Source organism: Streptococcus sp. 27098_8_66, assembly GCF_041431945.1.
GTDB lineage: Bacteria > Bacillota > Bacilli > Lactobacillales > Streptococcaceae > Streptococcus > Streptococcus dentalis.
This window is the reverse complement of sequence record NZ_JAPVYS010000002.1, coordinates 186,638-212,303: the sequence shown is the minus strand read 5'-3', so window position 1 is coordinate 212,303 and position 25,666 is coordinate 186,638. Positions and strand designations below refer to the sequence as shown.

General features: G+C 37.9%; 27 protein-coding genes and 1 other annotated feature. Of the genes, 3 read left to right on the top strand and 24 right to left on the bottom strand.

Going from position 1 to position 25,666, the window contains the following annotated elements; genetic code table 11:
• Positions 1-152: 152 nt before the first annotated feature.
• From O3642_RS03005 to O3642_RS02970, 8 genes are all read right to left on the bottom strand, one after another.
• Positions 153-584, bottom strand: coding sequence for a hypothetical protein (locus O3642_RS03005; RefSeq protein ID WP_003003750.1), 432 nt, complete (start codon positions 582-584; stop codon positions 153-155).
• 134 nt (positions 585-718) lie between these two features.
• Positions 719-1,159 carry a hypothetical protein gene (locus O3642_RS03000; RefSeq protein WP_151379015.1) on the bottom strand — a complete coding sequence of 147 codons (441 nt, stop codon included), beginning with the start codon at positions 1,157-1,159 and terminating at the stop codon, positions 719-721.
• 170 nt (positions 1,160-1,329) lie between these two features.
• Positions 1,330-1,797, bottom strand: a complete 468-nt coding sequence (locus tag O3642_RS02995) for a deaminase (RefSeq protein ID WP_003003232.1) — start codon at positions 1,795-1,797, stop codon at positions 1,330-1,332.
• A gap of 104 nt (positions 1,798-1,901) precedes the next feature.
• Positions 1,902-2,261, bottom strand: coding sequence for a 50S ribosomal protein L20 (gene rplT, locus O3642_RS02990; RefSeq protein ID WP_005590588.1), 360 nt, complete (start codon positions 2,259-2,261; stop codon positions 1,902-1,904).
• 49 nt (positions 2,262-2,310) lie between these two features.
• Complete coding sequence (gene rpmI / locus O3642_RS02985; RefSeq protein ID WP_003003453.1) at positions 2,311-2,511, bottom strand: 50S ribosomal protein L35; 201 nt, start codon at positions 2,509-2,511, stop codon at positions 2,311-2,313.
• A 33-nt stretch (positions 2,512-2,544) separates the two neighbouring features.
• Positions 2,545-3,075, bottom strand: a complete 531-nt coding sequence (gene infC / locus O3642_RS02980) for a translation initiation factor IF-3 (protein WP_003003721.1) — start codon at positions 3,073-3,075, stop codon at positions 2,545-2,547.
• A 16-nt stretch (positions 3,076-3,091) separates the two neighbouring features.
• Positions 3,092-3,220, bottom strand: a sequence feature (ribosomal protein L20 leader region).
• A gap of 23 nt (positions 3,221-3,243) precedes the next feature.
• Positions 3,244-3,924, bottom strand: coding sequence for a (d)CMP kinase (gene cmk / locus O3642_RS02975; RefSeq protein ID WP_155125745.1), 681 nt, complete (start codon positions 3,922-3,924; stop codon positions 3,244-3,246).
• A 14-nt stretch (positions 3,925-3,938) separates the two neighbouring features.
• Entirely contained in the window at positions 3,939-4,394 is a 456-nt protein-coding gene (locus O3642_RS02970) for an SAG1386/EF1546 family surface-associated protein (protein ID WP_155125743.1), read from the bottom strand.
• Positions 4,395-4,439: 45 nt separating this feature from the next.
• On the opposite strand from O3642_RS02970, the gene O3642_RS02965 reads away from it, so the two are divergent.
• Complete coding sequence (locus O3642_RS02965; protein ID WP_003006690.1) at positions 4,440-4,640, top strand: ferredoxin; 201 nt, start codon at positions 4,440-4,442, stop codon at positions 4,638-4,640.
• A 9-nt stretch (positions 4,641-4,649) separates the two neighbouring features.
• Here the strand turns inward: O3642_RS02965 and O3642_RS02960 are convergent, their stop codons facing one another.
• The 16 genes from O3642_RS02960 to galE form a co-directional block, all read right to left on the bottom strand.
• The gene (locus tag O3642_RS02960; protein ID WP_003003650.1) at positions 4,650-5,126 is read right to left on the bottom strand and encodes an EbsA family protein; all 477 of its coding nucleotides are present in this window, start codon (positions 5,124-5,126) and stop codon (positions 4,650-4,652) included.
• Positions 5,127-5,219: 93 nt separating this feature from the next.
• Positions 5,220-7,745 (bottom strand): LTA synthase family protein, encoded by a 2,526-nt coding sequence (locus O3642_RS02955; RefSeq protein ID WP_320910795.1) that lies wholly within the window; start codon positions 7,743-7,745, stop codon positions 5,220-5,222.
• A complete protein-coding gene (locus O3642_RS02950; RefSeq protein WP_155125739.1) occupies positions 7,745-9,493 on the bottom strand; it encodes a rhamnan synthesis F family protein in 1,749 nt (582 codons plus the stop codon). Before O3642_RS02950 ends, O3642_RS02955 begins: the two co-directional genes overlap by 1 nt.
• A 1-nt stretch (position 9,494) precedes the next feature.
• Positions 9,495-11,153 carry a glycosyltransferase family 4 protein gene (locus O3642_RS02945; protein WP_155171625.1) on the bottom strand — a complete coding sequence of 553 codons (1,659 nt, stop codon included), beginning with the start codon at positions 11,151-11,153 and terminating at the stop codon, positions 9,495-9,497.
• A 17-nt stretch (positions 11,154-11,170) separates the two neighbouring features.
• Entirely contained in the window at positions 11,171-12,373 is a 1,203-nt protein-coding gene (locus O3642_RS02940) for an ABC transporter ATP-binding protein (protein ID WP_151379021.1), read from the bottom strand.
• Positions 12,373-13,179, bottom strand: coding sequence for an ABC transporter permease (locus O3642_RS02935; RefSeq protein WP_003003247.1), 807 nt, complete (start codon positions 13,177-13,179; stop codon positions 12,373-12,375). The genes O3642_RS02940 and O3642_RS02935 overlap by 1 nt, the downstream gene beginning before the upstream one ends.
• On the bottom strand, positions 13,179-14,120 hold the full coding sequence (locus O3642_RS02930) for a glycosyltransferase family 2 protein (protein ID WP_155171623.1): 942 nt from the start codon (positions 14,118-14,120) through the stop codon (positions 13,179-13,181). The genes O3642_RS02935 and O3642_RS02930 overlap by 1 nt, the downstream gene beginning before the upstream one ends.
• Positions 14,117-15,265 carry a beta 1-4 rhamnosyltransferase Cps2T gene (gene cps2T / locus O3642_RS02925; protein WP_155171621.1) on the bottom strand — a complete coding sequence of 383 codons (1,149 nt, stop codon included), beginning with the start codon at positions 15,263-15,265 and terminating at the stop codon, positions 14,117-14,119. The genes O3642_RS02930 and cps2T overlap by 4 nt, the downstream gene beginning before the upstream one ends.
• Before the next feature lie 107 nt (positions 15,266-15,372).
• Complete coding sequence (gene rfbD / locus O3642_RS02920; RefSeq protein ID WP_155171619.1) at positions 15,373-16,224, bottom strand: dTDP-4-dehydrorhamnose reductase; 852 nt, start codon at positions 16,222-16,224, stop codon at positions 15,373-15,375.
• Between the two features lie 65 nt (positions 16,225-16,289).
• Positions 16,290-17,216 (bottom strand): glycosyltransferase family 2 protein, encoded by a 927-nt coding sequence (locus O3642_RS02915; protein WP_155171618.1) that lies wholly within the window; start codon positions 17,214-17,216, stop codon positions 16,290-16,292.
• A 90-nt stretch (positions 17,217-17,306) separates the two neighbouring features.
• Positions 17,307-18,821: a DUF2142 domain-containing protein gene (locus O3642_RS02910; protein ID WP_371605356.1), complete on the bottom strand. Its 1,515-nt coding sequence runs from the start codon at positions 18,819-18,821 to the stop codon at positions 17,307-17,309.
• Positions 18,818-19,972 (bottom strand): glycosyltransferase, encoded by a 1,155-nt coding sequence (locus O3642_RS02905; RefSeq protein ID WP_155125731.1) that lies wholly within the window; start codon positions 19,970-19,972, stop codon positions 18,818-18,820. Before O3642_RS02905 ends, O3642_RS02910 begins: the two co-directional genes overlap by 4 nt.
• A gap of 3 nt (positions 19,973-19,975) precedes the next feature.
• Positions 19,976-21,235 carry a lipopolysaccharide biosynthesis protein gene (locus O3642_RS02900; RefSeq protein ID WP_155125729.1) on the bottom strand — a complete coding sequence of 420 codons (1,260 nt, stop codon included), beginning with the start codon at positions 21,233-21,235 and terminating at the stop codon, positions 19,976-19,978.
• Entirely contained in the window at positions 21,228-21,569 is a 342-nt protein-coding gene (locus tag O3642_RS02895; RefSeq protein WP_003011836.1) for a DUF2304 domain-containing protein, read from the bottom strand. Before O3642_RS02895 ends, O3642_RS02900 begins: the two co-directional genes overlap by 8 nt.
• A gap of 1 nt (position 21,570) precedes the next feature.
• A complete protein-coding gene (locus O3642_RS02890) occupies positions 21,571-22,269 on the bottom strand; it encodes a glycosyltransferase family 2 protein (RefSeq protein ID WP_003012036.1) in 699 nt (232 codons plus the stop codon).
• A gap of 161 nt (positions 22,270-22,430) precedes the next feature.
• Positions 22,431-23,447, bottom strand: coding sequence for a UDP-glucose 4-epimerase GalE (gene galE, locus O3642_RS02885; RefSeq protein WP_371605389.1), 1,017 nt, complete (start codon positions 23,445-23,447; stop codon positions 22,431-22,433).
• A gap of 139 nt (positions 23,448-23,586) precedes the next feature.
• On the opposite strand from galE, the gene O3642_RS02880 reads away from it, so the two are divergent.
• Together O3642_RS02880 and O3642_RS02875 are read left to right on the top strand one after the other, a co-directional pair.
• Complete coding sequence (locus O3642_RS02880) at positions 23,587-24,567, top strand: Gfo/Idh/MocA family protein (protein ID WP_371605355.1); 981 nt, start codon at positions 23,587-23,589, stop codon at positions 24,565-24,567.
• Positions 24,564-25,649, top strand: a complete 1,086-nt coding sequence (locus O3642_RS02875) for a DEAD/DEAH box helicase (RefSeq protein ID WP_155171612.1) — start codon at positions 24,564-24,566, stop codon at positions 25,647-25,649. Before O3642_RS02880 ends, O3642_RS02875 begins: the two co-directional genes overlap by 4 nt.
• Positions 25,650-25,666 lie beyond the last annotated feature (17 nt).

Sequence of the window (25,666 nt, the reverse complement as noted above, 5' to 3'; positions counted from 1 at the left end):
CTATCAATTAACGAGTCCAGTAGGCAAGATCTAGCACCCTCACACGGTACTTCTTTATCTTCAAAAATAGTAGGTAACCGCACAGCAATGGATGCTATTACATAGTTAAATTACAACATATTTATAAAAATCTTCAATCCCATCTACACTAGTCACTCTCCATTTTTAAACAACACAGTTCCAATCAATACCAGCACTCCTACCACAAGCGGTGGTATATGATTAATCACCCAATCCGGATCACCCGCAGCAATAAATGAAAAAACATAAATAGCTGCTGCTATATAAAGAGTTGTTTTATTGCCCTTTGCTTTTCCATTCCACAAGAGGATAGTTGCAATAACAAAGCTAATCATATGGATTCCCAAAAAGTACAAAAAGCCACCAGCCCACGCTCCCATTGAAAAGAGACCTAATAAAAGTAAAACTGTATAAGCAATGGCTATGAACAAGGCAAAAGAAAGTATTGCAGAAGTCCCAACTCTCTTCTCTGGCTTCATTTCATTGTTTGGAAAAAGACTTTCATCTGAAGCATATGCCTCATTTTCTTTATCTACTTCAGGATTTTTTTGTTGATCTGTCATAACTTTCTCCTAACATTTTTAGTTATTCTTTCAAATAATAGCGCCTAAAATAGAGCGGAAGAACTGATTTAACTGTCTCTTTGATCGACCCGAATACTTTTTATTGAGTAGAGTTGACCATACCCATTTTTTGATTAAGAGCTTTTCTCTTCTTTAACCAGGAGTGTTCCGATTAAATCCAAAATACCTAAACATAAGGGAGCAATTCGAAATATTTCCCAGTCCGGATCAAAAGCCAAGATGATAGACAGCAGATAGAGTCCAACACTCGCATAGAGAAGGCTTTTATTCCCCTTCTTCATCCCTAGTCGAATTAGAAAGGCCCCAATCGCAAGACTTAATAAGTTTGGACCAAGGAAAATCAAAACGACAAATCCCCAACCATAACCCCAAGGTGCAAAGTAAAAGACAAACAATACAAGATAGATAATGGATAAGTAAAATGTCGCTGAAAGAAGAATAGAATGTAAGCTATTTTCTTTTGGAGGATTCTGAACAGATACAGAATTGGGATAATCTTCACTTAACTTACTATGTTCTTTATTTTCCTCAAAATGTTTCTCTTGGTTTGTCATCACTTTCTCCTTCCTTTCTTATATTTTTATGTTTTTCCTTTAACACCATTATTCTTGATTCCATTATTCTTTTCATGATAGCCATCTATTCAATGCTATCTCTTAAACATTAATTTGAACAGGTTTTCAATTAGATTGCTAACATATCATGAAATAGACTGGAAGCTTCCCTAAATAAAATCAGCCTCTGCAATAGCTCGTTTCACTTCTTCAATTGGTAAATTGACCAGTTCTACTTCTTTTTCACGGTAAAGATACTCAGCATATTCATCGATCCGATACTGATGAATGTATACCACTCTCTTGCAACCGACTTGAAGCAATTGCTTGGTACAATTGAGACAAGGAAAATGCGTCACATAAGCTGTAAAGCCCTTGGGAATTCCACGTTCAGCTCCTTGCAAAATCGCATTGACTTCCGCATGAATCGTCCGGACACAATGTCCCTCGACCATGAGGCAGCCATCCTCTAGACAATGATCTGTCCCAGAAACGGACCCATTATAACCCGTTGCAATGACCTTATTATCCTTAACCAGAACGGCCCCTACCTTAGCGCGATTACAGGTCGCTCGATTCGAAATCAGTAAGGCCTGTGCTGCAAAATATTCATCCCATGCTAGTCGATTGTGTGGCACCTTTGTATCCTCCATCTCTCCTCATATTGCTTACGATTATTTTCATTATAGCATGAAATCAACAAGAAAAAAAGACTGAGAAAACCTTCCCAGTCTTATAAATATTATTTAGCAAGTTTTGCTTTCGCTGCATCTGCAAGAGCTGTGAAAGCTGCTGCATCGTTAACAGCCAAGTCAGCAAGCATTTTACGGTTAACTTCGATCTCAGCCAATTTCAAACCATGCATCAATTGTGAGTATGAAAGTCCATTCAAACGAGCTGCCGCATTGATACGTGTGATCCACAATTTACGGAAGTCACGTTTCTTTTGACGACGGTCACGGTATGCATAGTAGTAAGAGTTCATTACTTGTTCTTTTGCAGTACGGAACAAGATATGTTTAGCTCCATAGTAACCTTTAGCTAATTTAAGAATACGTTTACGACGTTTGCGTGATACAACGCCACCTTTAACACGTGCCATTTATATTTCCTCCAATATTTCCTAGAATTCTTTACTTACAAATACGCGATTATTTCAAGCGAGTAAGCATTGCTTTGATACGTTTGAAATCTCCTGCATGCACCATAGATGCTTTACGAAGATGACGACGTTGTTTCTTAGTTTTTCCGTGGAAACGGTGAGAAGTGTAAGCACGGAAACGTTTAAGTCCACCAGAACCTGTACGTTTGAAACGTTTAGCTGATGCGCGGTGTGTTTTTTGTTTTGGCATGATATTTTCTCCTTTTTTTAACTTTCTGACAGATTATTTCTTGTCAGTTGCTGGCGCCAATTGCATGAACATTTGACGTCCATCCATCTTAGCTCGTTGTTCGATGATCGCCACATCTTGTGTCGCTTCAGCGAAGTCGGCTAAAACTTTAGCACCAATCTCTTTGTGGGTAATCATACGACCCTTAAAGCGAATGGATACCTTCACTTTATTTCCTTTTTCAAGGAATTTGCGAGCATTGCGAAGTTTTGTATCGAAATCACCCTTGTCAATCACTGGGCTCAAACGAACTTCTTTCACGGTCACAACGCTTTGTTTTTTGCGTTGTTCTTTTTGCTTCTTCTGGTACTCAAATTTGAACTTACCGTAGTCCATAATTTTCGCAACAGGAGGTTTAGCTTGAGGTTGAATGAGAACCAAGTCAACATTAGCATCGTCCGCAAGTGCTTGCGCTTCGCTAAGTGGTTTGATACCCAATTGCTCACCTTCAAGACCGATTAAGCGAACTTCACGTACACGAATTTCATCATTGATGAATAAGTCTTGCTTTGCTATGGTTTTCACCTCTTTTTTATTATTCGAGAAAAACAAAGAACGAGCCTGCAAAACAGGCCCGAACTACATGATGTATTTCATTACTGAAACTTGATCCGTAGGGGCCAGGCAACTTGCGTCACAAGGCGAGAAGTTCTCACTTCTGCTTTTCTCAACTTTTATATAATATCAAGTTTTTTATTCTTTGTCAAGAAGTTTTTTTGCTTTTTCTTCAATAAAGGCAACAACGTCTGCAATTCCAACACCCGTCGTATCATAATGAATGGCATCAGCTGCAGGTTTCAAAGGAGACACGGCACGGTGGCTGTCCTTATAGTCCCGCTCAGCGATTTCTTTTTTCAGCAATTCAAGATCCGCTGTAATGCCCTTCTCAACATTTTCATTATAGCGACGTTTTGCCCTCTCCTCCACAGAAGCAACCAAAAAGATCTTTAATTCTGCATGTGGAAGGACAACTGTCCCAATATCACGACCATCCATAACAATGCCACCTTCTGCTGCAATCTCTTGCTGTAGAGCGACAAGTTTTTCACGGACTGGCGCAAGTGCTGCAACCCATGAGACATTATTGGTCACTTGGTTATCGCGAATCGGGTGGCTAATATCCACATCTGCTACAAAAACGAGCTGTTCTCCGTCTTCCGAACGACCAAAACTAATCGGATACTGATCTAAAAGGTCTAACAAGTCATCAACCTGTTCGGCTGTCAGTTTATTTTGCAAAGCTAGGTAAGTCGCTGCACGATACATAGCCCCCGTATCTAGATACGTATAGTCTAGATCCTTAGCAATGATCTTCGCAACCGTGGACTTTCCACTAGAAGCCGGTCCATCAATAGCAATTTGAATTTGTTTCATGCTGTGCTCAACTCCTACTGAATCTTAACGACATCACCAGGATTGGCATACCATGATCCTGTAGACATGTGAGATGGATTTAACTGTTCCAATTGAGCAATGGAAATGCCGGCACGCGCTGCAATAGCTGCTTCCCCTTCTCCTGCTTGAACAGTAATCGTTCCTTCTTCAGAGTTTTCATTTTTCGAACTGTCCTCGGTAGCTTCTTGTTTGTTCTTTGCCACAGGGGCGGATGATTTCTGTTCAACCTTGGTCTCACCATTATAGAAACCAGACATTTGTTTGGATTTGTTGCTGCCACCTGTTGAAAGGAAAATCAACAAGCAGACCATCGCCACTACTACTACAAAGAAAATAATGGCTAAAATCGTCAATAGACGGTCTGCCTTAATTCCGTTTAACTTACTCGTTCTTTTCAATGTTTCTTCTCCATCATCGTAAATATCTTCTTCCCATGGTTCTTTTGCCATGACTTCCTCCTTGTTTTTTCTCGTAAAAATCATTACAATAGAAGTATGAAAGTTACGTTAATTCCAGATCGTTGCATCGCTTGCGGTCTCTGTCAGACCTATTCTGAATTATTTGATTACCATGACAATGGCATCGTTAAATTTGCTGCTGAAGAGGACGACCTCCTCGAAAAGGAAGTTCCTGTCACAAACGATGTTCTCGAGGCTATTAAAGAATGCCCCACTCATGCTCTCTTAAAAGATTAAGAGGGCTTTTTATTTGTCTGCATAATACATCTCGTAGTAATCCACATGGATGAAGTTATCCGTCAGGATTACTTCTCCCTTAAAATAAGGATTTAAGGCAAGTGCATTGATAAAGTATTTTTTCGGCCATTTGCGCATACAGAATGTCCGACTGCGCGAACCGTCATTAAAAATGAGCTTGATTGATTTCTTATTTACTTCGACCTTTTCGATCGAGTCAATCTTCACCTTGATTGGAGTAAAAGGATTAGCTGTAATAATCCGCAAGATCCCGTCTTCATAGATCGTGAAGTAACGATGAACTCCAATCGCGAGCAAGACCATAAATAAAAAGAACGAAAACAAAACTAGCGTTGGCACACTAGAGCTCTCATACATCAAGGCCAGTCCAATAAAGACCGGAATCACGGCAATGGACCAATAAGTCACAAGTATTGATAAGTCCGGTTGCCAATGATAATGGACCTTTCCAAATATCTTAATCATGAGCGTACCCCCATCTAATAGTTTAGCATAAAAAACAAAAAAAAGGGAGCTAGACAGCTAAAAACACAAAGATTTTTACCTGCTAGCCTCCTTTTAATTTGATCGGTTAGTTGGAACTTTAAAAAAGTCTTTAGATAGGTAACCTTTCCCACTAATCAGGTCGTATTCAACCATTTTTAAATCATCCGCAATCTCTAACGCTTCTCCTTCTAAAGCCTTTTTATCGACACTTGCTTTTTTCAATACTTCTGTTAACAAAGCATAGTAAGGCGAAACTTTTGAATTGGTCTGTTCAAAGACCATAGCAGAGAAATCACTTGAATTGACCAAAGGATAATTCAATTTTGGAGCATCAAAATTACTCCAAATGAAGTAATCTGTCTGATACTGGCTCTCCGGATTATTCTTAAAGGCGGACTCAGGATAAAGTCCTGGCAAGTGATCCCCATAAAATACCACTGTGATCTTCTTATCTATTTTAGAAAGACTTTCCAGGAAGGATTGGGTAGCGGTGTCTGTTTGTGAAAGCAAGCGACTGTAAAAGGTTAGTTTTGAATTTTCTTCATCACTAAACCCTTTACCTTTACCATCCAAAGATTCTGGATTTGCTTCCAACCACGGTGTATGATTTTGCATGGTCATTACAGAAAAGAATTGTCCGGTTTTGTCGTTTAAATTATCTAGAACAATATTATAAGTGGATTCATCACTCGGACTGATTCCTTCATTTCTATATTTGATCCCTTTTGTATTGGTCGTAATGAAATCTTTGAAATCTAACCGCGAATACACAATATCCCGAGAATAATTCGATTTACCTGCCAAGTGAACAGCAACCTTATTCTGTTTCGAGTATGCATTACTGATAGATGGCACATCATGGATCTTAGGAAGGACTTCCGTATACAAGACAGATACAGTTTGCGATAAATTGTAGAAAGGTAAACCTGTCAGAGTCTGGAACTCCATATTTGCAGTTCCACCCCCATAACCATCCGATTGCATTTGCCCACTCGTATGGGTCTTCATGATATTCTCAATATTTGGAATTGGATTTTGCGTCAGTTCTACTCCCTCAACTTTTCTAGGATCAGAAAAGCTTTCACTCAGTATATAGATGACTGTTTGATCGTTTAAGTAGTTACTTCTCTCCTTATTGATCTCATTCGACAAATTAGTATATTTTTTGACTATCTTTTCAAGACGTTCTTTTGAATAACCATCCGGTTTTAGAATAACTTCTGTTGTTAATTGATTCATCCAAACATAGGACAAGCCCTTATAACGTGCATTGGTCGTATTGCCTAGCCAATTAATATCCTGATAATTGTTCAGGGTGCTAATAATTGGTACATTGGCCTTGATTTTACCGTTTTCTTTATCACTGAATATTCCATTGACACTCTTAAAACACAAGAGCATCATAGCGATAGCTACAATTTGAATTTTCCATGAGGAAATAATTCTTCCCTTGAACAGGTACTTTTTCCCAACAATTAGTAGACAAACCAGAAAGACCACCAATAAAAGGATGTAAAACATTTGCGCTTTGTCCACAAAACTCAAAAGGGTCATTGGTTTACTTAGCCAAGTTAAATCACTCGGTAAAACTGGTTCATTCCTCATTCCAAACTTAATGGAATTAGCAACCACAAAAGCTATGGAAACAATGGAAATGAGACAGGTAGCGATCCAATATTGATTGATACAAAAATAAACTAAGATGAGGATCGCTGTCAGAATGAGAATTTGAAATATGATGGCATCTGGAATCGTGTAATGAACGCCTAAGAAGGGTTCTGTTCGACCTAAACTAAATTGGATAAAATAATTCAATACGATTGCAATAGTGGTACTAGAGAAGAACACTAAAGAGAAACTCGGTTTGTTCTTGACAAAATCTCGCTGCCCTTTTGTATACAAGAATCCAAGTAAGGAAATCAACGGGAATAGAAAGTATAAGAATTCATTCGTCAACCAGAATTGTTGGGCTGAGTATTTGCCAATTTCAAACGCCTTATACAAAAAATTATCCGTCCTGTAAATAAGGGTAGAAAAATTTTTATCTGTTACGATAAAAGTGATCAAGAGTTGTGACAAAACCAGATACTGGTAGTTCTCGCCTATCTCTTCTCCTCCTTTTTTCCGACTAGGGAGCTTATCATAATGCTGTCGCAATAGAACCAAACCACCTGTAGAAGCAAACAGAAGGAAAACAAAAAGGTAGGAATCCGTTCTAAAGAATGGATTCTGATCAAAATTCCAAACCTTGTATTTTGGATTATTCAAATAGATCGTGATTTCCGTCAAATAAGATAGAGTATTGTAAACCAAATAACTGACAACCAGTTTGAATGGAAACCATTTTTTAAAATTGAACTGGGATAATATTGAAACTAATAGTAGGAAACTTATTCCAAATAAAATTCCTAAAAAATTGACATATTGTAAGACTGTACCAGTTGCCTTGTTGTGAACAGCAAGATTATTCTGGGCTAGATAAAAATTAAAAAAAGAAAATAGAACGAAAGTAATCACATAATACCACTGGGTTCTTGAGACTTTCGATAAAACTGAGAGGATAAATTCCTTAATATTAAACTCTTCTTTCCGTTTCATTATTTCACTTTCTTTATCATTCTTTTTACTATATATTTCACAGCTCTTGCTGGACCGATTACGATATACTTCAAGGCTCCTTTGATCCCACCGATTTGATTAAAGTCTACAAAGGTATGGGGTTGAAGATCTTCGCGATTGTTCAATTGCTTATTATCAATAAATGGTGTGAGAACATGTGGGTTTTGGGAGATTCTAAAGTCGTACTTTTGATCCCAAGCAATATAGATCAACAAACGTTCGATCGCATGAAGGATCGAATTTTGAGGAAGAGGTTCAGCCGGGACATCTGCTGCTGTCAAATTCAAATCAAAGAGTGGTTTCAAAGCATCATATTTAAACCAAACAAAGGTCCCATAGCTCATGACAAAGGTATTGAGATTCTTGAAATCAATTGTCTTGGTAGCATTCATCTGTTCCCAGAGCTTGTTCATCTCTGGTGAAATAAGAGCTTCATTCCAGGCAACCACTATTCGATTGTAACGGAAGAAAGTTGGAATATCTGCGATAGTGATTCCGACTTTTGGATTGGCTTCCATGTTGGCAAGGATTTGATCCGCTGGCTTCACTAGCATCTCAATCAATTCTTTGCGCCAAGATTCACCTGCCCAAAAATCTGCTTCTTTAGATTTTTTGGTATGGAAATGGCCAACATAATCATATTGGGAGAGTTGCTCTTTTAAGAGCAGCATTGGCAACACATCTCGTCCAATGTTTCCAGTCACCACAACCGTGGTATCTTGTGCTCGATGAGAAAGAATTTTCTCAATAGCCTGCTTCTTCTCTTCTACATCTGTCGTAATCCATAAGTCATAGGTGAAATGAAAAGTTTGGAAAGCATCTAGAAATTCTTCCAAGAGGTCCACATAAAAGACATGGAGATGAACCGCAACTTTTCTATCGAAATTCTCTTCCAATTCTTTGTTTTTCAAGTACTTACGCGATAACAAATACGGATAGTCCGGACGATCAATCATAGACATGTGGTTGAGAATCAAATCTAATGGATAGTCCGATATACGTTCCAATTCATCAAAAATGTAAGGAATGATTCCTTCATTATTTGCAATAGTTTTGACTTTGATGAAAGGAACCTTATGAAGGAGAATCGCTGTAGGATTGTAGTAAGAAAAGTCCGGATAGAGCATCCCTATGGTGTCTTCATGAATGGTATCAAAGACCGTCTTATAGCGAAAACCAGCATCCAAGAAATTCGTTGTGACCTTGGTCTCGTAGTGATCAATCACATCTTGAACATTGGTGAAGTCTTGAACACCCTGCCAAAATTCTAGGAAGGCGCTTGATGTCAACACCTGTTTTTTAAAACTGAGATAATAACTCTGAATATGCTCGTTAAAATCCTTGTCTTTCCGGTAATTGGTCATTCCCCAGAAATCCACTTCATCATCATGTTCAAACTGCTGATAAATGGGGTCTAGATCCCAAAGCGGTCCAAAACAGGTATCATTCATGAGGGTAACCGAATCAAAATGAGCCAGTTGGTCAAAGCCAACTGTCTTCATTCCATCCCGCCAAGCCGCAAAGTCAAAGCCACTATTTTGGCGCTCTAGAATATCGTCTACCAGATGCTGTGCTACTAAATTAGACTTCACATCTTCTGGTAGCTGACTATTGGAGATAAAGACCACCCGTGAATACAAGGGGCGAATCTTTTCTAATTGATAGAGTACATGCCCACTAATAAAATTAAACTTATTGTAGTGAACATATAAAAGTAAACGTTGCATATTATTTCCTTATTCTAAAGAATTTCAAGATTTTTGTTGGAATGGTCCAACGGCGAGAATGGATGACGGAATTGTATTCATGAGATAATTTTTTATGATTCTCATGTAAGTTGAATAGGTGTCTGCAAAATTCTTCGTCACTTTCTTTTTCATAGGAGAATTGAAATTGATTACCCGAACTATTCGAAAGATCAAACAGAATATGTGGATGGGTATTAAAGAAAACCAGAACATCCTCGAAATCAATTCCGTTTGAAGTTACAAGAGGAATTTCTCTTTGATCCTCCAATGCAATCAATGACAATTTATTATAGGATCCCGAAAATTCTGAAAGTAATATTTTTAGACTCTTTTCCTTTTCAAGCTGGAAGATAATAGAGCCCTTATTTTCCATTCTCTCTTTTGTTATTTCATGGTAGGCTGAGTGGAGTCCATCGTGTGAAGCTGAAATCACCACTTGAGATTTACCAATCACTTCGAGATCACGATTATTGAATTTCATCCCCAAAAATCGAGCATACTTAGAGGAAAGCTTTTGGTTACAAATTGGCGTTTCTACTTCAATGTTATCTTTAAAAACAGCATAGATCGTCTTAAGATTATATTTCTTTCGAGCGAGTTCTTGATCCAGTAATTGTTTTTCTTTAAAGCTATCAAAATTCTCAATCACTGTAGCCATTTGTTGACTTAGCAGATCTCTTTCTCCTAGTGGATATAAATTCCCAGATTCTAAAAATCTACTCGAAGACAAATGACCTAAATTATCAGAAATAATTGCCGGAACACCATTTAAAACTGATTCCACAAATACTAAAGAAAATGTTTCTAATTTAGCAGGCAAGACGAGGATATCTTTCTCTGTCACCAAAGACCATGGATCTGAGTGAAAACCAACAAAAGTTACATGATCTAGATGATGAGTTTGAATATAGTCATCCATCAACTTTTTGTACTGCTCATCCCATCCTCCGATAAAGACCAGTTCAATATCTTTCCGATTTAACTGATTATAAGCAGTGAGCAACTCAAGCTGATTTTTCCGTTCATTAATCCCACCAATGGATACAAAACGAGAAATAGTAGAATTCTTGAGAGGTCGCTCTTGAACTTCTGTATAGGGGATAAACGGAATCAATTTATCAGTCGTAAAATAATTCGTTAGAGTCTGGTACAATTCCCCTTCTACTACAAAAATTTTATCAGACAAATCATCGATTAAAGGAATTAATTCCTTATAATAACCGAACTCACCAAAAGGAAATTCATGAATAATATAAAAATGTCTGACCTTTTCACATGCAGCTGCAATAGCACCCTGAAACACATTGACTGTATTCGAAATAACCAGTTCGATCTGTTCATTCTGGATGATTTCTCTTACTTCCTCAATATTCTTTTGTTGAGAAGCTTGAATTTCTAAATCCAAAATATCTAGCGTTTTAGACTCAGGCCACCACCACTGATTCGTTTTTAACTGAAATAGTTTAATTCCAGTTATATCCATATGACGGAGATAGTCTTTATCAATGTGCGGAGCATTATCCGGTATCACATTGTAAACTTCGTGACCTTGCTGAACCAACAATTTCATTAAGTTCACAATCGCTACTTCTGCTCCACTAAACATGGCTCCAACAGGAGAAACAAATAAAATTTTCATAGCCTATACCAAAGAAATTATTCCCACTTGCCTTGACGAATTAACAATCCGGTAGAAGAATCCAACTCCGAACGATTTGTTCGATCCACAACCCGATCAATTGAAAAGATAGGAGGGTTCGTTGTCGATAATATTGCTAAGTTTTCTTGATTTTCATCTCTTAAAAATGCTACTAGTCTTAACTTCACATGATTAAAGTACGGTAACTTACATTTATAGGTAACTTTTTTGGGACCAATGCCAGATAATGGAATATCCATGGAATTATCGTTATACAGTCCATTTCCAGTAGAAATATCAACAAATGAAAAGGCTATATGAGGATTAACAGACTCATCTAATAGATTAAATGAAAACTCAATCACCACCTCATCATCAGGAGTTACTTTCTTAGGAGAAAGCAATCTAGCTGTGAAACCTTCAACTTCCGTTGTAACCAAGCCCTCATCTTCATTTCCATTATGATGGGAGTTCGATTCCAAATTGTCAAAACTATATTGATCAGAAACGTCAAAAGGATCACCAATTGCCTTCACCAAACCATTTTCAATTAAAACAGCCTTGTTACAATATTTCTTGACAGCTCCCATATCATGGGTAACCAGGATCGTGGTCTTCCCTGATTTCTTGCGTTCTTGGAAGTAATCATTACACTTGCGCTGGAAGGCCTCATCTCCTACTGCTAGGACCTCGTCCAAAATCAAGATATCTCCTTGGGCCTTAATGGCAACTGAAAAGGCTAAGCGAACCTGCATCCCTGATGAGTAGTTCTTAAGCTTTTGGTTCATGAATTCATGCAACTCGGCAAAATCTACGATATCATCGTACATGGCATCAATTTCAGCTGTTGAGAAGCCCAGCATAGCCCCATTCATGTAGACATTTTCCCGACCGGTCAGTTCTGGGTTAAAGCCCACTCCAAGCTCAATAAAAGACACCAGTTTCCCATCGATGGTGACGGTGCCTTTTTCTGGCACATAGATTTCAGAAATAATTTTCAAGAGAGTCGATTTTCCAGAACCATTTCTTCCGAGGATCCCGAAAAAGTCTCCTTTTTCTACTTCAAAAGAAATATCCTTAAGCACATGTTGTTCTTTATAGCCTTTGATTCCTTTGAAGCGATTGACCAGGGCAGTTCGAAGACTATTGGTCGCCTCTGTTGGCAACTTAAAGTACTTGCTGACATGGTCTACTTTTACTGCAATTTGTTTATCTGTCATTAGAGAATCTCCGCAAATTTCTTAGCATGTTTGTTAAAGTAAGCAAAGCCAGCAACAAAAATAAGAATTGGTAAAACATAAGGAATCAAAACCAAGAACTTATTTTCCACCAAAAGCCATACAGGAGTATTGGCCTTATCAATCAAGAAGTAACGCATGTCTTGAATAATCTGAGCCAAGGGATTCATCATGACCAACTTAGCGGCCCATGGATTGCGGTCTGCAATAAAGGTTATCGGATAGATAATTGGCGTCGCATACAAGCCGGCTTGCAAGAGTACTTCCCAGACTTGTCCAAGATCGCGGAAACGAACAAAAAATGTCGCTAAGATCAAAGCGCACCCTGTTGCCATCAAGAATAACTCAAAGAACAGCGGAATCACCATCAAAGCTGTCCAAGAAAATGTCACCCCATTAAAGAATGAAAAAATCAAGACCACTACAAGGTTAATGACAAAGTTGATGGCTGCTCCTGAAATCGCTGACAAGACAATGATATGTTTGGAGAAATTCAACTTCCGCAATAGGTCGCCTCGACTAACGATCGACACCATCCCCATGGATGTTGCTTCTGAGAAGAATCCCCAGATTACATTGGCCAACAAGAGGGCAACTGGGAAATGGGGCACATCTCCACCCAAACGTAAGAATCGGATGAAGACAATATACATGATCGTAAAGGTCATCAAGGGCTTTAAAATCGACCAAAGATAACCAATTGCTGATCCTTGGTAGCGTAATTTAAAGTCCGTTTTAATTAACTCTCGTAATAAAATTCGATTTTTCTGACTAAAAACGTCAAACATTATTTTTTACCTCGATATGCAAACTTTGTCAGAATCAAGCTGGTAAACACAAAGGTGTGAAAAGCCCGGTTCTTACGGTAACCATACTGACGAATACGTCTCAGACGTTCTTTTAGTGGAACGTCCATAATGGTGACAAAGTTTTCAATAATTTCATTAGTTTGGGAACTGACAGGTAGATCCAATAAATTTTTTGCTTGTTCTTGACTGGACTCGATGAGCTTCCAATACTTAGCAAACAGAATATGAGGGCGAACCCAGTTTTTAACCCGTTTTCTGAGGGTGCGAGCACCCAGAACGTTGCTACTGTGCTGCCGGTACAATTCTGTCGGCTGATCGATATAGATCAACTTCCCAAAGGCCGTTGCCAACAAGGCCAAATACCAATCATGCATAAGGAGGGCATGTTTTTCTTGACCCGTCCATAACTCCGCCAACGCGTGATTAATCATGGCTACACCGCCAGTTACCGTATTTTCTGTCAGCTCTTGAATGAGTTCTGTATTGGCATGATCAGACTGTGTGCGAATCATGCTCTCATGTTGAACATTCAAGTTTTCATCGACCACTTTTAAATCTGTGTAGACCAGCAAAGGCTCCTCTTGCGGATGTTTCTCTGCTTCTTCCACTTGTAGGGCAATCTTTTCAGGAAGCCAGACATCATCTTGGTCACTAAAGCAATAAAAATCAGCTTTTTCATATTTTAAGAGTGTGTGAAAACTCTTGATGACACCCAGATTTTCGATAGCCTCCTGGTTAATAAAGCGAATGCGCTCATCCTGGGCCACCAACTCTTGAATGATCTCCACCGTACCGTCTGTTGACCCATCATCTCGGATCAAGAGTTGCCAGTCTTGATAAGTCTGGCCTTTGATACTTTTGACCTGATCTTTTAGATACTGTTCACCATTATAGGTGGACAACAAAATATTTACTTTCATGATAAGAATAATTCCTCGTACTCACCTACAATTTTTTCCCAGGTAAAGTTTTGCTTCATATTGGCTTTGGCTCGTTGACCCCATTCAGATACATCTTCTAAAGAATCGACCTGGTTAATCAAATGCGCCAAATTCCCAGTTTCTTTAGTCCAATATTGAGCTGTGTCCTTGGCAACCGTTTGGTTAAAGGAGACTCCCAAAACTAAATTCAGATCCGTCTGAGCGAGAGCCTCTAAAAGACCAGGATTGGTTCCGCCCACTTCATGACCATGGATATAGGCAAAGGTTTCTTTACGGATATACTTCAACAGGTCTTGATCATAGACCGTTCCTACGAACTTGACGCGCGGATCCTGATCAAATCCAGTCCGAGTTCGTAACTCTTCAAAATAGGGATTACCTTCATTGTTACAAATGATCACTAAATCGCGTTTGGTGGAAGAGGCCATAAATTCACGAATGGCAGTCTCGTAATTATTTTCTGGGACAAAGCGACCCAAAATTAGGTAATAATTCTTCTCTTGTGTCTGCCACTTCTGATAGAATTCTCGGACCTTATTATCCTGACTGTTTAGGCTGGTCGGAGACAAGTCCGTTCCGTAGGCAATATAGGTGGTCTTGGACCAAGAATAGGCTTCCTTGATATAAGACTCAATACCCGGGTTGTCAGAAATTACCAAGTCAGCATGTCGCGTCATGATCTTTTCAGAATACTTGAGATAGGCTTGGATCGGCTTGGCCCACTTGGCCCGCTTCCACTCCAGTCCATCTGGGTTGATATAAAATCGTCCGCCTATCTTATGGATCTTGCGCGCAAAAGGCGCCACAAAGGCTCCGATTGTATTGCCCAAGACGTAAAAAATCGGCTGTTCAATTCCTTGTTTCTTAATAAGCTTCAAAGCATAGTTGATGGCCATCATATCATAGGCAATGACACGCGCAGGCCCAAGCTTAGGGGGGTTAATGGTAAAACAATCGACACCCTGGTAGTCAAAATGTTGATAAGCTTGATCATTAGAAAGGCAGGCAACATGGTACTGGATATCTGGAGACACTTGATGCGAAACCAATTGGTCCACAAAAGTCTCAAAACCGCCATATTGAGCCGGAAGTCCACGACTTCCGATAATAAAAACATGTTGCATAGAGTTCCCTTTCAAATCATTCACAGTCTATTCAATTATACCATTTTCTAGGCTTTTTGCCTAATCCAAACAGAAAAGCGACCCTCAAGGGCCGCTTCTATTTGATCTTATTTCACTTCTTGTTTATAAAATTCTTTCAAGGCATCCTTCCAGGTTGGAATAACGAATCCTGTAGCTTTCGCTTTTGCCAAACTCATTGTGGAGTTAAGTGGACGTTTCGCTTTAGCAGGGAATTGGCTGGAATCCACCGGCTTCACTTCTACATCCGTATCTTTGAGGATCTCAACTGCAAAGTCATACCAAGTTGTATCTTCTGCTGCATCATTTGAAAGGTGGTAATAACCATATTCCTTACGGTTTTCAGCCAAATAAGTCATAAACTCTGCAAGAGTACGGGTCCAGGTCGGACGACCATGTTGGTCATTAACAACTGTAAGTGTTTTGTGAGTCTTGGCTAAGTTCTGCATGGTGAAGACAAAGTTCTTACCGTAGTTTCCAAAGACCCAAGCTGTACGGATGATATAAAAGTTAGACACATACTTCTCAACTAATTCTTCCCCCATACGTTTGGTACGACCGTACTCTGTTTGAGGATCTGGTTGATCGTCTACTTCCCATTCTTGTCCCACTGGTTTATTCCCATCAAAAACGTAGTCGGTTGAGATATAGACCAAGGTTGCACCATGCTTTTCAGATGCTTTTACTACATTTTCTGTACCCGTCACGTTGATGGCATAGTCCAACTCTTTTCCTTCATCTTCTGCAGCATCAACAGCTGTGTAGGCAGCACAGTGATATACCAAGGTTGGTTTTACTTCCGCAAATACCTCGTCTACTTTCTCCGCATTTGTGATGTCCATTTCAGCAACATCAACAGCTACATATTCTTCATTTCGTTCATCTAGTAAATGGCGAAGCTCCGTTCCAAGTTGACCATTTGCACCTGTAATTAAAATCATGGTACTTTCCTTTCAATTGCTTTATCCCTATCATTATAGCAAAAAAAGCAGAAGTTTTCTGCTTTTTACTCACTTTTCTCTTTGATGACATAGATTGGACGTTTCTTAGTCTCCATGAAGATCTTACCGATATATTTCCCTAAAATTCCAATGGTTAGTAATTGAAACCCTCCCAAAAAAAGAATTACTGTCATGAGGGATGGCCATCCAGAAGTGGGATCCCCAATGACTAAGGTACGGATCACAATTAGAATCATCATAATAAAAGCCAATATCCAAGATAAAAGTCCACCAAAAAAGGCAATATTTAGGGGAGCATCTGAAAAATTGACAATCCCTTCAATGGAGTATTTAAAGAGGGACCAAAAATTCCAAGATGTTTCTCCTGCCACGCGCTCTATATTTTTATATTCTAGATATTCTGTTTCAAATCCTACCCAGACAAAAATCCCTTTTGAAAAACGATTGTACTCCGATAACTCTATAATAGCATCGACCATAGGTCGGCGCATCAAACGAAAATCACGCGCACCATCAACCATTTCCACTTGGCTAATATGATTGATCAATTTATAAAACATCTGTGCAAAGAAAGAACGAATCGGTGGTTCCCCATCACGGGTTACGCGTCTCGTTCCGACACAGTCTAAATCCGGCTGTTCCTCCAACTTCTGCTTCATTTCAATCAATAACTCCGGAGGATCCTGCAGATCCACATCCATGACGGTCACGTATTCACCACTAGCAGCTTCAAGCCCAGCATATAGTGCAGCCTCTTTCCCGAAATTTCGAGAAAAAGAAAGGTAGTGCACATTTGAATCTGTAACATGTAGCTTTCGAAGAACGGATAGCGTACCATCTGAAGAGCCATCATTTATAAAAATATACTCAAACTTTTCTCCCATCTCCATCCGAACACGTTCCATCTCTTTATAAAACAATGGAATTGATTCTTCTTCGTTAAAACATGGGACTACAACTGATATGGTCATCTCTTACTCCTTGATTTATTCACTTTTTATTGTAACAAAAAGCTTTGATTTTCCCTAGTATATAACTTAATTGTATGCTGAAACATGAAGTTAATAGTATTGACTAATAGTTGCAATGATTGAGACAAGAATAAACAAGGTAGCAATGTAACTAAATGTATATTCTACTTCATTCTGATTGTATTCAAGCGGTTCTGTTCTATTCTGATTCCAAAACAGTCTTCTTGAAAAATTAGTTATACAACCAAGGAGTATAAAAATTCCTGCAAAATATCTCCCCTGAATACCTTTAATAGAAATATCAGCAACCTCACCCCACATTAGATAGGCTGTCATTAGAATTCCAAAAACAATCCCCATTGAGACGAGAACTACCCCAAACTTCGCAAAATTTTTTAGTGGTTTTCCATTTGGAAGTACAACTAATGTAACTGAGATGAATATCAAATAAAACCACATAAAAGCTTTCGCATCATAAGTCAACCAACCAAAAGTAAATAATGATTGTAATTTAAATGGAATAAAATTCACAACTTCTTTAATCATCATTCTCGTGAAGTCAGAAAAATGATGCAAGGTAAATATAATCTTTTTCATTGGATTAACTGCTGGATTCGGATGCACAACCGTTGCATTAATCCCACTTGTCACCTTCAACCAAATTACACTGGTTAGAGCTACCATAAGAATAGAACCAGCAATTAGAAGATATTGTTTTTTATTGAGTTTCTCTTTTGGTAAAAAAGCTAATAAACAGATCAATAACACATAAGGCAATTTGGAAAAAGCTATTAAAATACATAGGAGACTATAGGAGAGTATATCTCTATTACTAACTTTATCTTTTTCAAAATAGGATAAAAATAGACCAATAACTAAAAAGATGAGACCATTAGCAAATGCATCCTGATTAAACGATGCAGCAATATAAATATTAATAGGAATAATCGCCAGTAAGGAAAAGAATAATTGCTTATCTCCTGATTTCTTAACAGCTAATCGAACCAGTAAGGCAAAAACAAGTAGATTGAAAAATCTCCCTAGAAAAATCGAAGCAAATACACTTAAATGTAGGATACGAGCAAGGATAATCCCTAAGGTTTGTGGTAAGTAACTAACAAAAGAATAGCCATTTGTATTCCCTAAATTAGAATAAACAACTTTTTTATCAGAAACTTGTTTATCTTCAAGTTCCGTTTGTAATAGAGGCTTTTTAAATTCTCCTTCAACCTCAGATATATCAGATGACACCTTCATTTCCTCAACCGAAGATGGCAAATATAAGTGACCATCACTTATATATAAGGCCCTAGAATAATGGAAGTTTTCATCTGGACTATCCATATTTGGAGTATAGACACAAAATACTAGTCCTGTAAATAAGATTATTGAGAAGATTTTATTGTATAACTTCATATTTACTAGTGATAGAAATGTGAAAATTCCCCCAATGATAAGGAACGTTTTGATTGGTGCATTTTTAAAAGGACCATCGAAATAGAAATACGTACCAAACATCACAAACCAGATGAGCAAAATATAAAACTTCTTTTGCCAAATATTGTGAAAGAAATTTAAACCTTTTTTTGAAATATAATCTGTCATGTAATACCTTTTTTATCCTCTAACTTCTTAAACAAAGCATACCACTTTTGAACGATAACATCCTCTGCATAATTTCCTATAACATAGTCCTGTCCTCTTCTTCCAATCCCCTCTAGTATCTCAGGATTCGTTAGAAAATACCTCATTTTATTCGTCAATTCTCCAACACTTGGATTAAAAAGCATTTCGGGGGTAGCAGATTGCAGATCAGCAACTCCTTGCGAACAGTTATAAGTTAATACTGGAGTTCCTAAAACCATTGACTCTACAACCGACATACCAAAAGCTTCCGATTTAGAAGTTAATAACGTAAACAAAGATTTTTGGTAAACTTCCTTAACCTGAGTCGTTTTCCCTTTTAAGGTAATACGTTTTGTCATTCCTAATTGATCAATAAGTAATTGGAGAGTTTCCTTCAAATTTCCAGATCCGTATATATTAAAACTCACATCCGGAAATTCATCAGCTACTTGTGCAAAGGCCTGAATTTGATGATCAATTTGCTTAACAGGATCTAATCTACCAACAAATGAAATAATCTTTGACTTCTCTTGATAATCATTTTCTGATGCTTCTATATATCTTGGTAGTGGATTTGTAATCGCAACAAATTTTTCCAATGGAATCTTATAATGCTGACTGATTAACTCTGAATAGGAATCTGATAAGAACATGATACAATCCAATTTCGGATACTTATTTTTAATAATATATGGATAAACTTTGTAGATTCCTTTGCATTCTAATACAAAATCAGCAGAAGAATGCATTTGTCCAATGAAGAAAGCATGATTAGAGAATTTCTTCAAACTTTTTTCCATCAGGAGATAAACAATTGGGTTTGCCAAGATGACCATTGGATTTTCAGATTTTGCTAATAAATCTGATAAAATCGTATCTAATTTTTTTGAGAAAAACTTCTCTTTTAAAAATAACCACGGTTTTTCAAAAAAAATATCTTCCTGGTATAATAAAATTTCTTGATATTTCTCCTGTACCTTTACATACTTTTCCTGTGATTGGATAGCACAGCCGACAACAGTCACCTTATTCCCATCTTCAGCAAATCGTGTAGCCAGCTGATCCACAACCCTCTGAACGCCACCGATTCCACCTAGATGATGAGTGACAAAAATAATATCTCTTTTCATTTTCTATTTCCTTCTGAATTTTATGATACTAAAAATTGTTAAACTTCCAATTGCATATACTATCATTGCAATACAAAAACTAATAGAAGCTCCCATAATCTGGTACTTATTAACTAACTCAGTTGTAATCATTTTAGTAACGATAAACATCAGGATATACACAGACAATAAATAATAGTGTTTCCTCATGATAATTAGTATATTCTCAAGTATAATCGAAAAAGAATATAGAACACCAGAAAGGACAAGAATAGTCAATTCCAACTTATACTTCAATAAATCCAATCCAAATATCAAACTTAATACGTTGACACCTATTAAATAAGTTAAAAAAGTAATAACTATGCCTATTGAGAGAGTAAGAAGCAGGATTTTTAAAAACATTTTGTAAAATACCTGAAATTTTTTCCTCTGCCACAATTCGGCCATTTGTGTAATGAGTGGTCTTACCACTAAAATACACAGGCTCATAAAAAATACTGGCATAAACAGAATATTGTAATCCCTTTGAGCACCAGCCTCCACTATTCCTTTTGCATATGCGCCAGAAATTGATAATTTTGCCTCATTAAAAACGAGTGTTAATAAAAACCCGTAAATAAACAAAGAAAAGCAAACTCTAATAATTTTAAAGGATTCATCTATCGTATTTCTTGAAAAAATATTCCTAAAACTTAGCTTGTCAAATAATTTGAAATGAGCATAATCATAACTAAATACAAAAAATAAATTAAAGAGAGCTAGGGCCAATAAGGTTAGAACCATAGAATGAGACAACAAGAGTCCAAATAGAAGAATGAGCACACTTAAAGCATATCGATAAACCATGGCCTTCCCAGCAATATCTAAACGACCATGCTGTTGAAAATAGCCTTGAAATAAGTCAGAAAAAGCATCTGCTACACGATACACAATAATCCAAGTAATAATCATCACAGAATTATTCGTAAAATCATAGTTTATTGTCCATAAATATGGAAATAAACTAATCACCATCATGGTAACAGTCAGCAATCTTGTAAAATAGTATGCTGAAAAAGGGTGACTTGATTTGACATCTGTAGCTTGGTAATTTCGAACTTGAAATTGTCCGATAATAATCCATAAATTACCAATTGAGGTAGCTAGACTAAATTGATCTGCCACCTCACTTGTTTGCATTCTAGATACGATTAATAAATATAAAACAGAAACTGCTGCTGCTGCAAAATTCCCTAGCAGATTCCATATGTAAATACTTTTTTGAGAAGGAGTGTTATTCATCTTTCTCCTCATTCTTGTTTAAAGCAATGACTTGAACAAGATTTTTAAATTTGGTATCTAATTTTGACACTCGTACAGTTAACTGAAACTGATTCATCAATAGCAAGAAAATAATAAAAAGAAAAATAAAATTAACAGCAGATGCAATCCCTAAGGATGCTGCAATAAACTCTGCTAACTTTGGAAAAATACTAAAAACTAATAAAATTAATGAGAAGAAGATCCAAAACAAAGCGTCATTAATTTGTACACGAGATTTTCTAATATTCTGAAGGATGAAGCCGCATGTTCCCAATGAAACAAACACTAATACAACTTGAAACCAGATTGACATTCTATTTTCCTCTCTCCCTAAAATTCTGAATGAATAAAATAGATACGAACATATGAATCATGTACTTAATGGAACGTGAAAACGTTAGATAGCTTTCTCCTGCTTGTCTCTCTTCCATTCGAACTTGAACTTCTGAAATTGGAACACCATTTCTTAATAAATAAGAAACAGTATCTGGTTCAGGACCATAGTTAATATTTCTCGCAAAAACTTGTATTAAATCTTTAGAAAACATTCTCATTCCAGATGTTGGATCATTGATCGTTTTACCAGTTGTTAATTTAATAGCAAAACTAATAAGGGTATTCCCTAACATACGAAATGAATTTGGTCTTTTATCTGTTACAAATCGAGAACCAATCACCATTTTATTTCCTTTATCAATTTCTTCTTCTAAAGCAGCAATATACTCTGGAAGATGCTGACCATCTGCATCAAATTGAACTGCTTTTTCATAACCGTATTGGTAAGCATACAATAATCCAGTTTGAAATGCTCCAGCTAGTCCAAGATTGACTGGTAAATCAATAATATTATAGCCATTGTTATGACAAATTTCTGAGGTTTGATCTCTTGAACCGTCATTGATAATCACATAATCATACTGAGAATAATTTTGAATAATATTATTTACTACTGACTGAATCGAACCTTCCTCATTATATGCAGGTATAATAATCAATAAATCTGAGGATTTCAATATCCTTCTTCCTCCATTAAAATTCTTTTTTATCCATTATACAATAACCAAAATATTTTATCCACTAATCTCAGAACTTTATACCATCAATAACAATTGTTGTAAGCATAAAAAAGCTCGATATTAGTTATAAATATCAAGCAATTCGTTAAACTTAGTTATTATTCAAATCCATTTGGATGTTTGCTTTGCCATCTCCAGGCATCTTGGCACATGCGATGAATATCATATTGAGCTTTCCAACCTAACTCCTCATTTGCTTTCGATGGATCTGCGTAACAGGTTGCAATATCTCCAGCACGTCTTTCAACAATCTTATAAGGAATTGTTTTTCCTACCACTTCTTCCATATTTTGAATGATTTCAAGAACAGAGTATCCTCTACCGGTACCTAAGTTATAGATATTTAATCCTGAATCTTTTTCAAGTTTCCTTAATGCCGCCACGTGTCCCTTTGCTAAATCAACCACATGGATATAGTCGCGGACTCCAGTTCCATCTGGAGTTGGATAATCGTTTCCAAACACATTAACATATTCTAGCTTTCCAACAGCTACCTGTGTTACATAAGGTAAAAGATTATTTGGGATTCCATTTGGATTTTCACCGATATCACCACTTTCATGAGCACCAATTGGATTGAAATAGCGTAATAATACGATGTTCCATGAAGAATCTGCCTTGTATATATCTTGAAGCATCTCTTCAATCATCAACTTTGTTCTTCCATATGGATTGGTTACTGATAGCGGAAAATCCTCTAAGATAGGGACAGTATGTGGATCACCGTAAACAGTCGCTGACGAGCTAAAAATAATGTTTTTACACTGGACTTCTTCCATAACTCGAAGCAAGGTCAATGTTCCGGTTATATTGTTTTCATAATATGTGAGAGGGATTTGAACCGATTCTCCAACGGCTTTCAATGCAGCAAAGTGAATCACCCCTGTAGGTTGTTCTTTTACGAATACTTCCAATAACTTCTCTTTGTCTCGAACATCTATATCGTATAATGTAATAGATTTACCAATAATCTTTTCAACTTCTTGGATACTTTTTTTACTACTATTCACAAAGTTATCTACCACCACTACTTCATGACCTGCTTTGGTCAATTCGATAATAGTATGGGAACCAATAAAGCCAGCACCACCCGTTACTAAAATCTTTAGTTTCATTATTTTTTCCTCATTCAATAACATTAATACAATTATCCCATATTTTATGAATAATTTCAAAAGTTGTCCTATATTTTTCACCCTGCCCCTCCCCCTTTTCATGGTATAATAGAGTGAATCGATTACGGAAGGACACCTTATGTTAAAGCTGGAAATTATTGGTACGAGTTGGATTTCACATGAATTTATTACAGCTGCTCATCAGACAGGCCACTATCACTTGCAGGCTGTGTATTCGAGAAAGATGAAGACAGCTCAAGAGTTTTGTGAGCCTTATGGGGCGATCTCTTGCTACACGGATGTCATCGACTTCTTAGACAGTGATCTGGATGTGGTCTACATTGCCAGCCCTAATTCTCTTCACTTCGCTCAGGCCAAGCTTGCTATTCTGGCCAAGAAGCATGTCATCATTGAAAAACCGGCTGTGACAAACCCTTCTGAATGGAAGGAATTGACCAAACTCGCTAATGAGCACCAGGTCTATCTCTTTGAAGCTGCCAGAAATTACCAAGAAGCAGCCTTTCAAGTAGTTAAAAACTTCCTCTCTAACCAGGAAATACTAGGCGCTAACTTCACCTTTGCCAAATATTCTTCCAAATTGCCGGCCCTTCTTGCAGGTGAGATGCCCAATATTTTCTCAGATGTCTATGCAGGCGGAGCCTTGATGGATCTGGGAGTCTACTGCCTCTACTTGGCGATTGGCTTCTTTGGAAAACCGATCTCCAGTCACTATTGCGCTCAGCAATTACCCAATTCGGTTGATCTCTATGGTCAAGGTGTCTTGATTTATCCAGATTTTCAGGTTGCTATTCAGGCAGGGAAAAATATCACCAGCAATCTACCTGCTGAAATCTACACCAAGACTGGAACACTAACTCTCAATGCTGTAGCAGCCATCAACCAGGCTCGCTTCGTCAGCTATTCTGGAGAGGTCATCGACCTTCCGATCCAGCCCTGCCCACACCAAATGCCAGAAGAGGCGGAAGCCTTTGCCCTTGCCATCGCTCATCAAAAGCCAGCTGCTTATCTTGAATGGCTACAAACAGCTGAGCAGGTCCATGAAACCCTCTACCAGATGCGTCAAAGCGCTGGAATACAATTTAAGGATGAAAAAGAATGAAAGAACAATTTCCACAAAGCTGGAAAGACCAGTTAGAAACACTCGGATTTGATACATTCACTGAAATTCAGGAACAGATCTTCTTCCCTATCTATGAAGGAGAAAATGTCCTCGGGATCAGTCCTACCGGTACTGGTAAGACACTCGCCTACCTCTTTCCGAGCTTGCTCAAACTCAAACCGAAGAAGGCCCAACAACTCTTGATTTTGGCTCCTAACACAGAGTTAGCAGGACAAATTTTTGATGTCACCAAACAATGGGCAGAGCCTCTCGGTCTCCAGACACAACTCTTCCTTTCAGGATCCAGTCAAAAACGACAGATTGAACGTCTCAAAAAAGGACCTGAAATCCTAGTTGGGACGCCTGGTCGGATCTTTGAACTGATCAAGCTGAAAAAGATCAAAATGATGAATGTAGAAACCATCATTTTAGATGAATTCGACCAATTACTGAGCGATTCTCAGTACCACTTCGTCGACAAGATCAGCCACTATGCTCCCCGTGACCACCAATATATCTATATGAGCGCCACATCCAAGGTCGATCCAGACCAGCTAGAAGAAAATACTCTTCGCATTACGGTTGATGGAGTTTCTTTAGACAATATCCAACATTTTTATATGCAAGTGGATAAGCGGGACAAGGTCGAATTGCTCCGCAAACTCGCCTACGTCGAAGATTTTCGTGGTCTGGCTTTTTTCAACAGCCTATCTGATCTGGGTAGTGCTGAAGAAAAACTACAATACCGGGGTGTCGAAGCTGTATCGCTGGCCAGTGATGTCAATGTCAAATACCGCAAGGTCATTTTGGAGCGCTTCAAAGACCATCAGCTAACCCTATTGCTGGCTACCGATTTGGTCGCTCGTGGCATCGATATTGAACATCTTGAGTGTGTGATTAACTACGATATTCCTCGTGATGTGGAGACCTATACCCACCGCGCCGGTCGTACAGGACGAATGGGGCGTGAGGGCTATGTAATCACCTTTATCACCCACCCAGAAGAACTCAAATCCTTAAAAAAATACGCTTTTGTACGTGAACTGGTTTTAAAAAATTCTCAACTCTTTTTAAATGAATAAGAAAATCCTCTGCTAGT

Bases quoted from the DNA above. Each gene is read 5' to 3' on its own strand.
- O3642_RS02950 (WP_155125739.1), bottom strand. From the start codon at position 9,493: ATGCAACGTTTACTTTTATATGTTCACTACAATAAGTTTAATTTTATT.
- O3642_RS02910 (WP_371605356.1), bottom strand. From the start codon at position 18,821: ATGACAGATTATATTTCAAAAAAAGGTTTAAATTTCTTTCACAATATT.
- O3642_RS02930 (WP_155171623.1), bottom strand. From the start codon at position 14,120: ATGAAAGTAAATATTTTGTTGTCCACCTATAATGGTGAACAGTATCTA.
- rpmI (WP_003003453.1), bottom strand. From the start codon at position 2,511: ATGCCAAAACAAAAAACACACCGCGCATCAGCTAAACGTTTCAAACGT.
- O3642_RS02970 (WP_155125743.1), bottom strand. From the start codon at position 4,394: ATGGCAAAAGAACCATGGGAAGAAGATATTTACGATGATGGAGAAGAA.
- O3642_RS02940 (WP_151379021.1), bottom strand. From the start codon at position 12,373: ATGACAGATAAACAAATTGCAGTAAAAGTAGACCATGTCAGCAAGTAC.
- O3642_RS02880 (WP_371605355.1), top strand. From the start codon at position 23,587: ATGTTAAAGCTGGAAATTATTGGTACGAGTTGGATTTCACATGAATTT.
- cps2T (WP_155171621.1), bottom strand. From the start codon at position 15,265: ATGCAACATGTTTTTATTATCGGAAGTCGTGGACTTCCGGCTCAATAT.
- O3642_RS02955 (WP_320910795.1), bottom strand. From the start codon at position 7,745: ATGAAACGGAAAGAAGAGTTTAATATTAAGGAATTTATCCTCTCAGTT.
- O3642_RS02935 (WP_003003247.1), bottom strand. From the start codon at position 13,179: ATGTTTGACGTTTTTAGTCAGAAAAATCGAATTTTATTACGAGAGTTA.
- O3642_RS02945 (WP_155171625.1), bottom strand. From the start codon at position 11,153: ATGAAAATTTTATTTGTTTCTCCTGTTGGAGCCATGTTTAGTGGAGCA.
- O3642_RS02900 (WP_155125729.1), bottom strand. From the start codon at position 21,235: ATGAATAACACTCCTTCTCAAAAAAGTATTTACATATGGAATCTGCTA.
- O3642_RS03005 (WP_003003750.1), bottom strand. From the start codon at position 584: ATGACAGATCAACAAAAAAATCCTGAAGTAGATAAAGAAAATGAGGCA.
- O3642_RS02905 (WP_155125731.1), bottom strand. From the start codon at position 19,972: ATGAAAAGAGATATTATTTTTGTCACTCATCATCTAGGTGGAATCGGT.
- O3642_RS03000 (WP_151379015.1), bottom strand. From the start codon at position 1,159: ATGACAAACCAAGAGAAACATTTTGAGGAAAATAAAGAACATAGTAAG.
- rfbD (WP_155171619.1), bottom strand. From the start codon at position 16,224: ATGATTTTAATTACAGGTGCAAATGGTCAACTTGGAACGGAGCTTCGC.
- rplT (WP_005590588.1), bottom strand. From the start codon at position 2,261: ATGGCACGTGTTAAAGGTGGCGTTGTATCACGCAAACGTCGTAAACGT.
- O3642_RS02895 (WP_003011836.1), bottom strand. From the start codon at position 21,569: ATGTCAATCTGGTTTCAAGTTGTATTAGTGTTTGTTTCATTGGGAACA.
- O3642_RS02965 (WP_003006690.1), top strand. From the start codon at position 4,440: ATGAAAGTTACGTTAATTCCAGATCGTTGCATCGCTTGCGGTCTCTGT.
- O3642_RS02915 (WP_155171618.1), bottom strand. From the start codon at position 17,216: ATGACCATATCAGTTGTAGTCCCATGTTTTAACGAAGAAGAATCAATT.
- galE (WP_371605389.1), bottom strand. From the start codon at position 23,447: ATGAAACTAAAGATTTTAGTAACGGGTGGTGCTGGCTTTATTGGTTCC.
- O3642_RS02960 (WP_003003650.1), bottom strand. From the start codon at position 5,126: ATGATTAAGATATTTGGAAAGGTCCATTATCATTGGCAACCGGACTTA.
- O3642_RS02875 (WP_155171612.1), top strand. From the start codon at position 24,564: ATGAAAGAACAATTTCCACAAAGCTGGAAAGACCAGTTAGAAACACTC.
- cmk (WP_155125745.1), bottom strand. From the start codon at position 3,924: ATGAAACAAATTCAAATTGCTATTGATGGACCGGCTTCTAGTGGAAAG.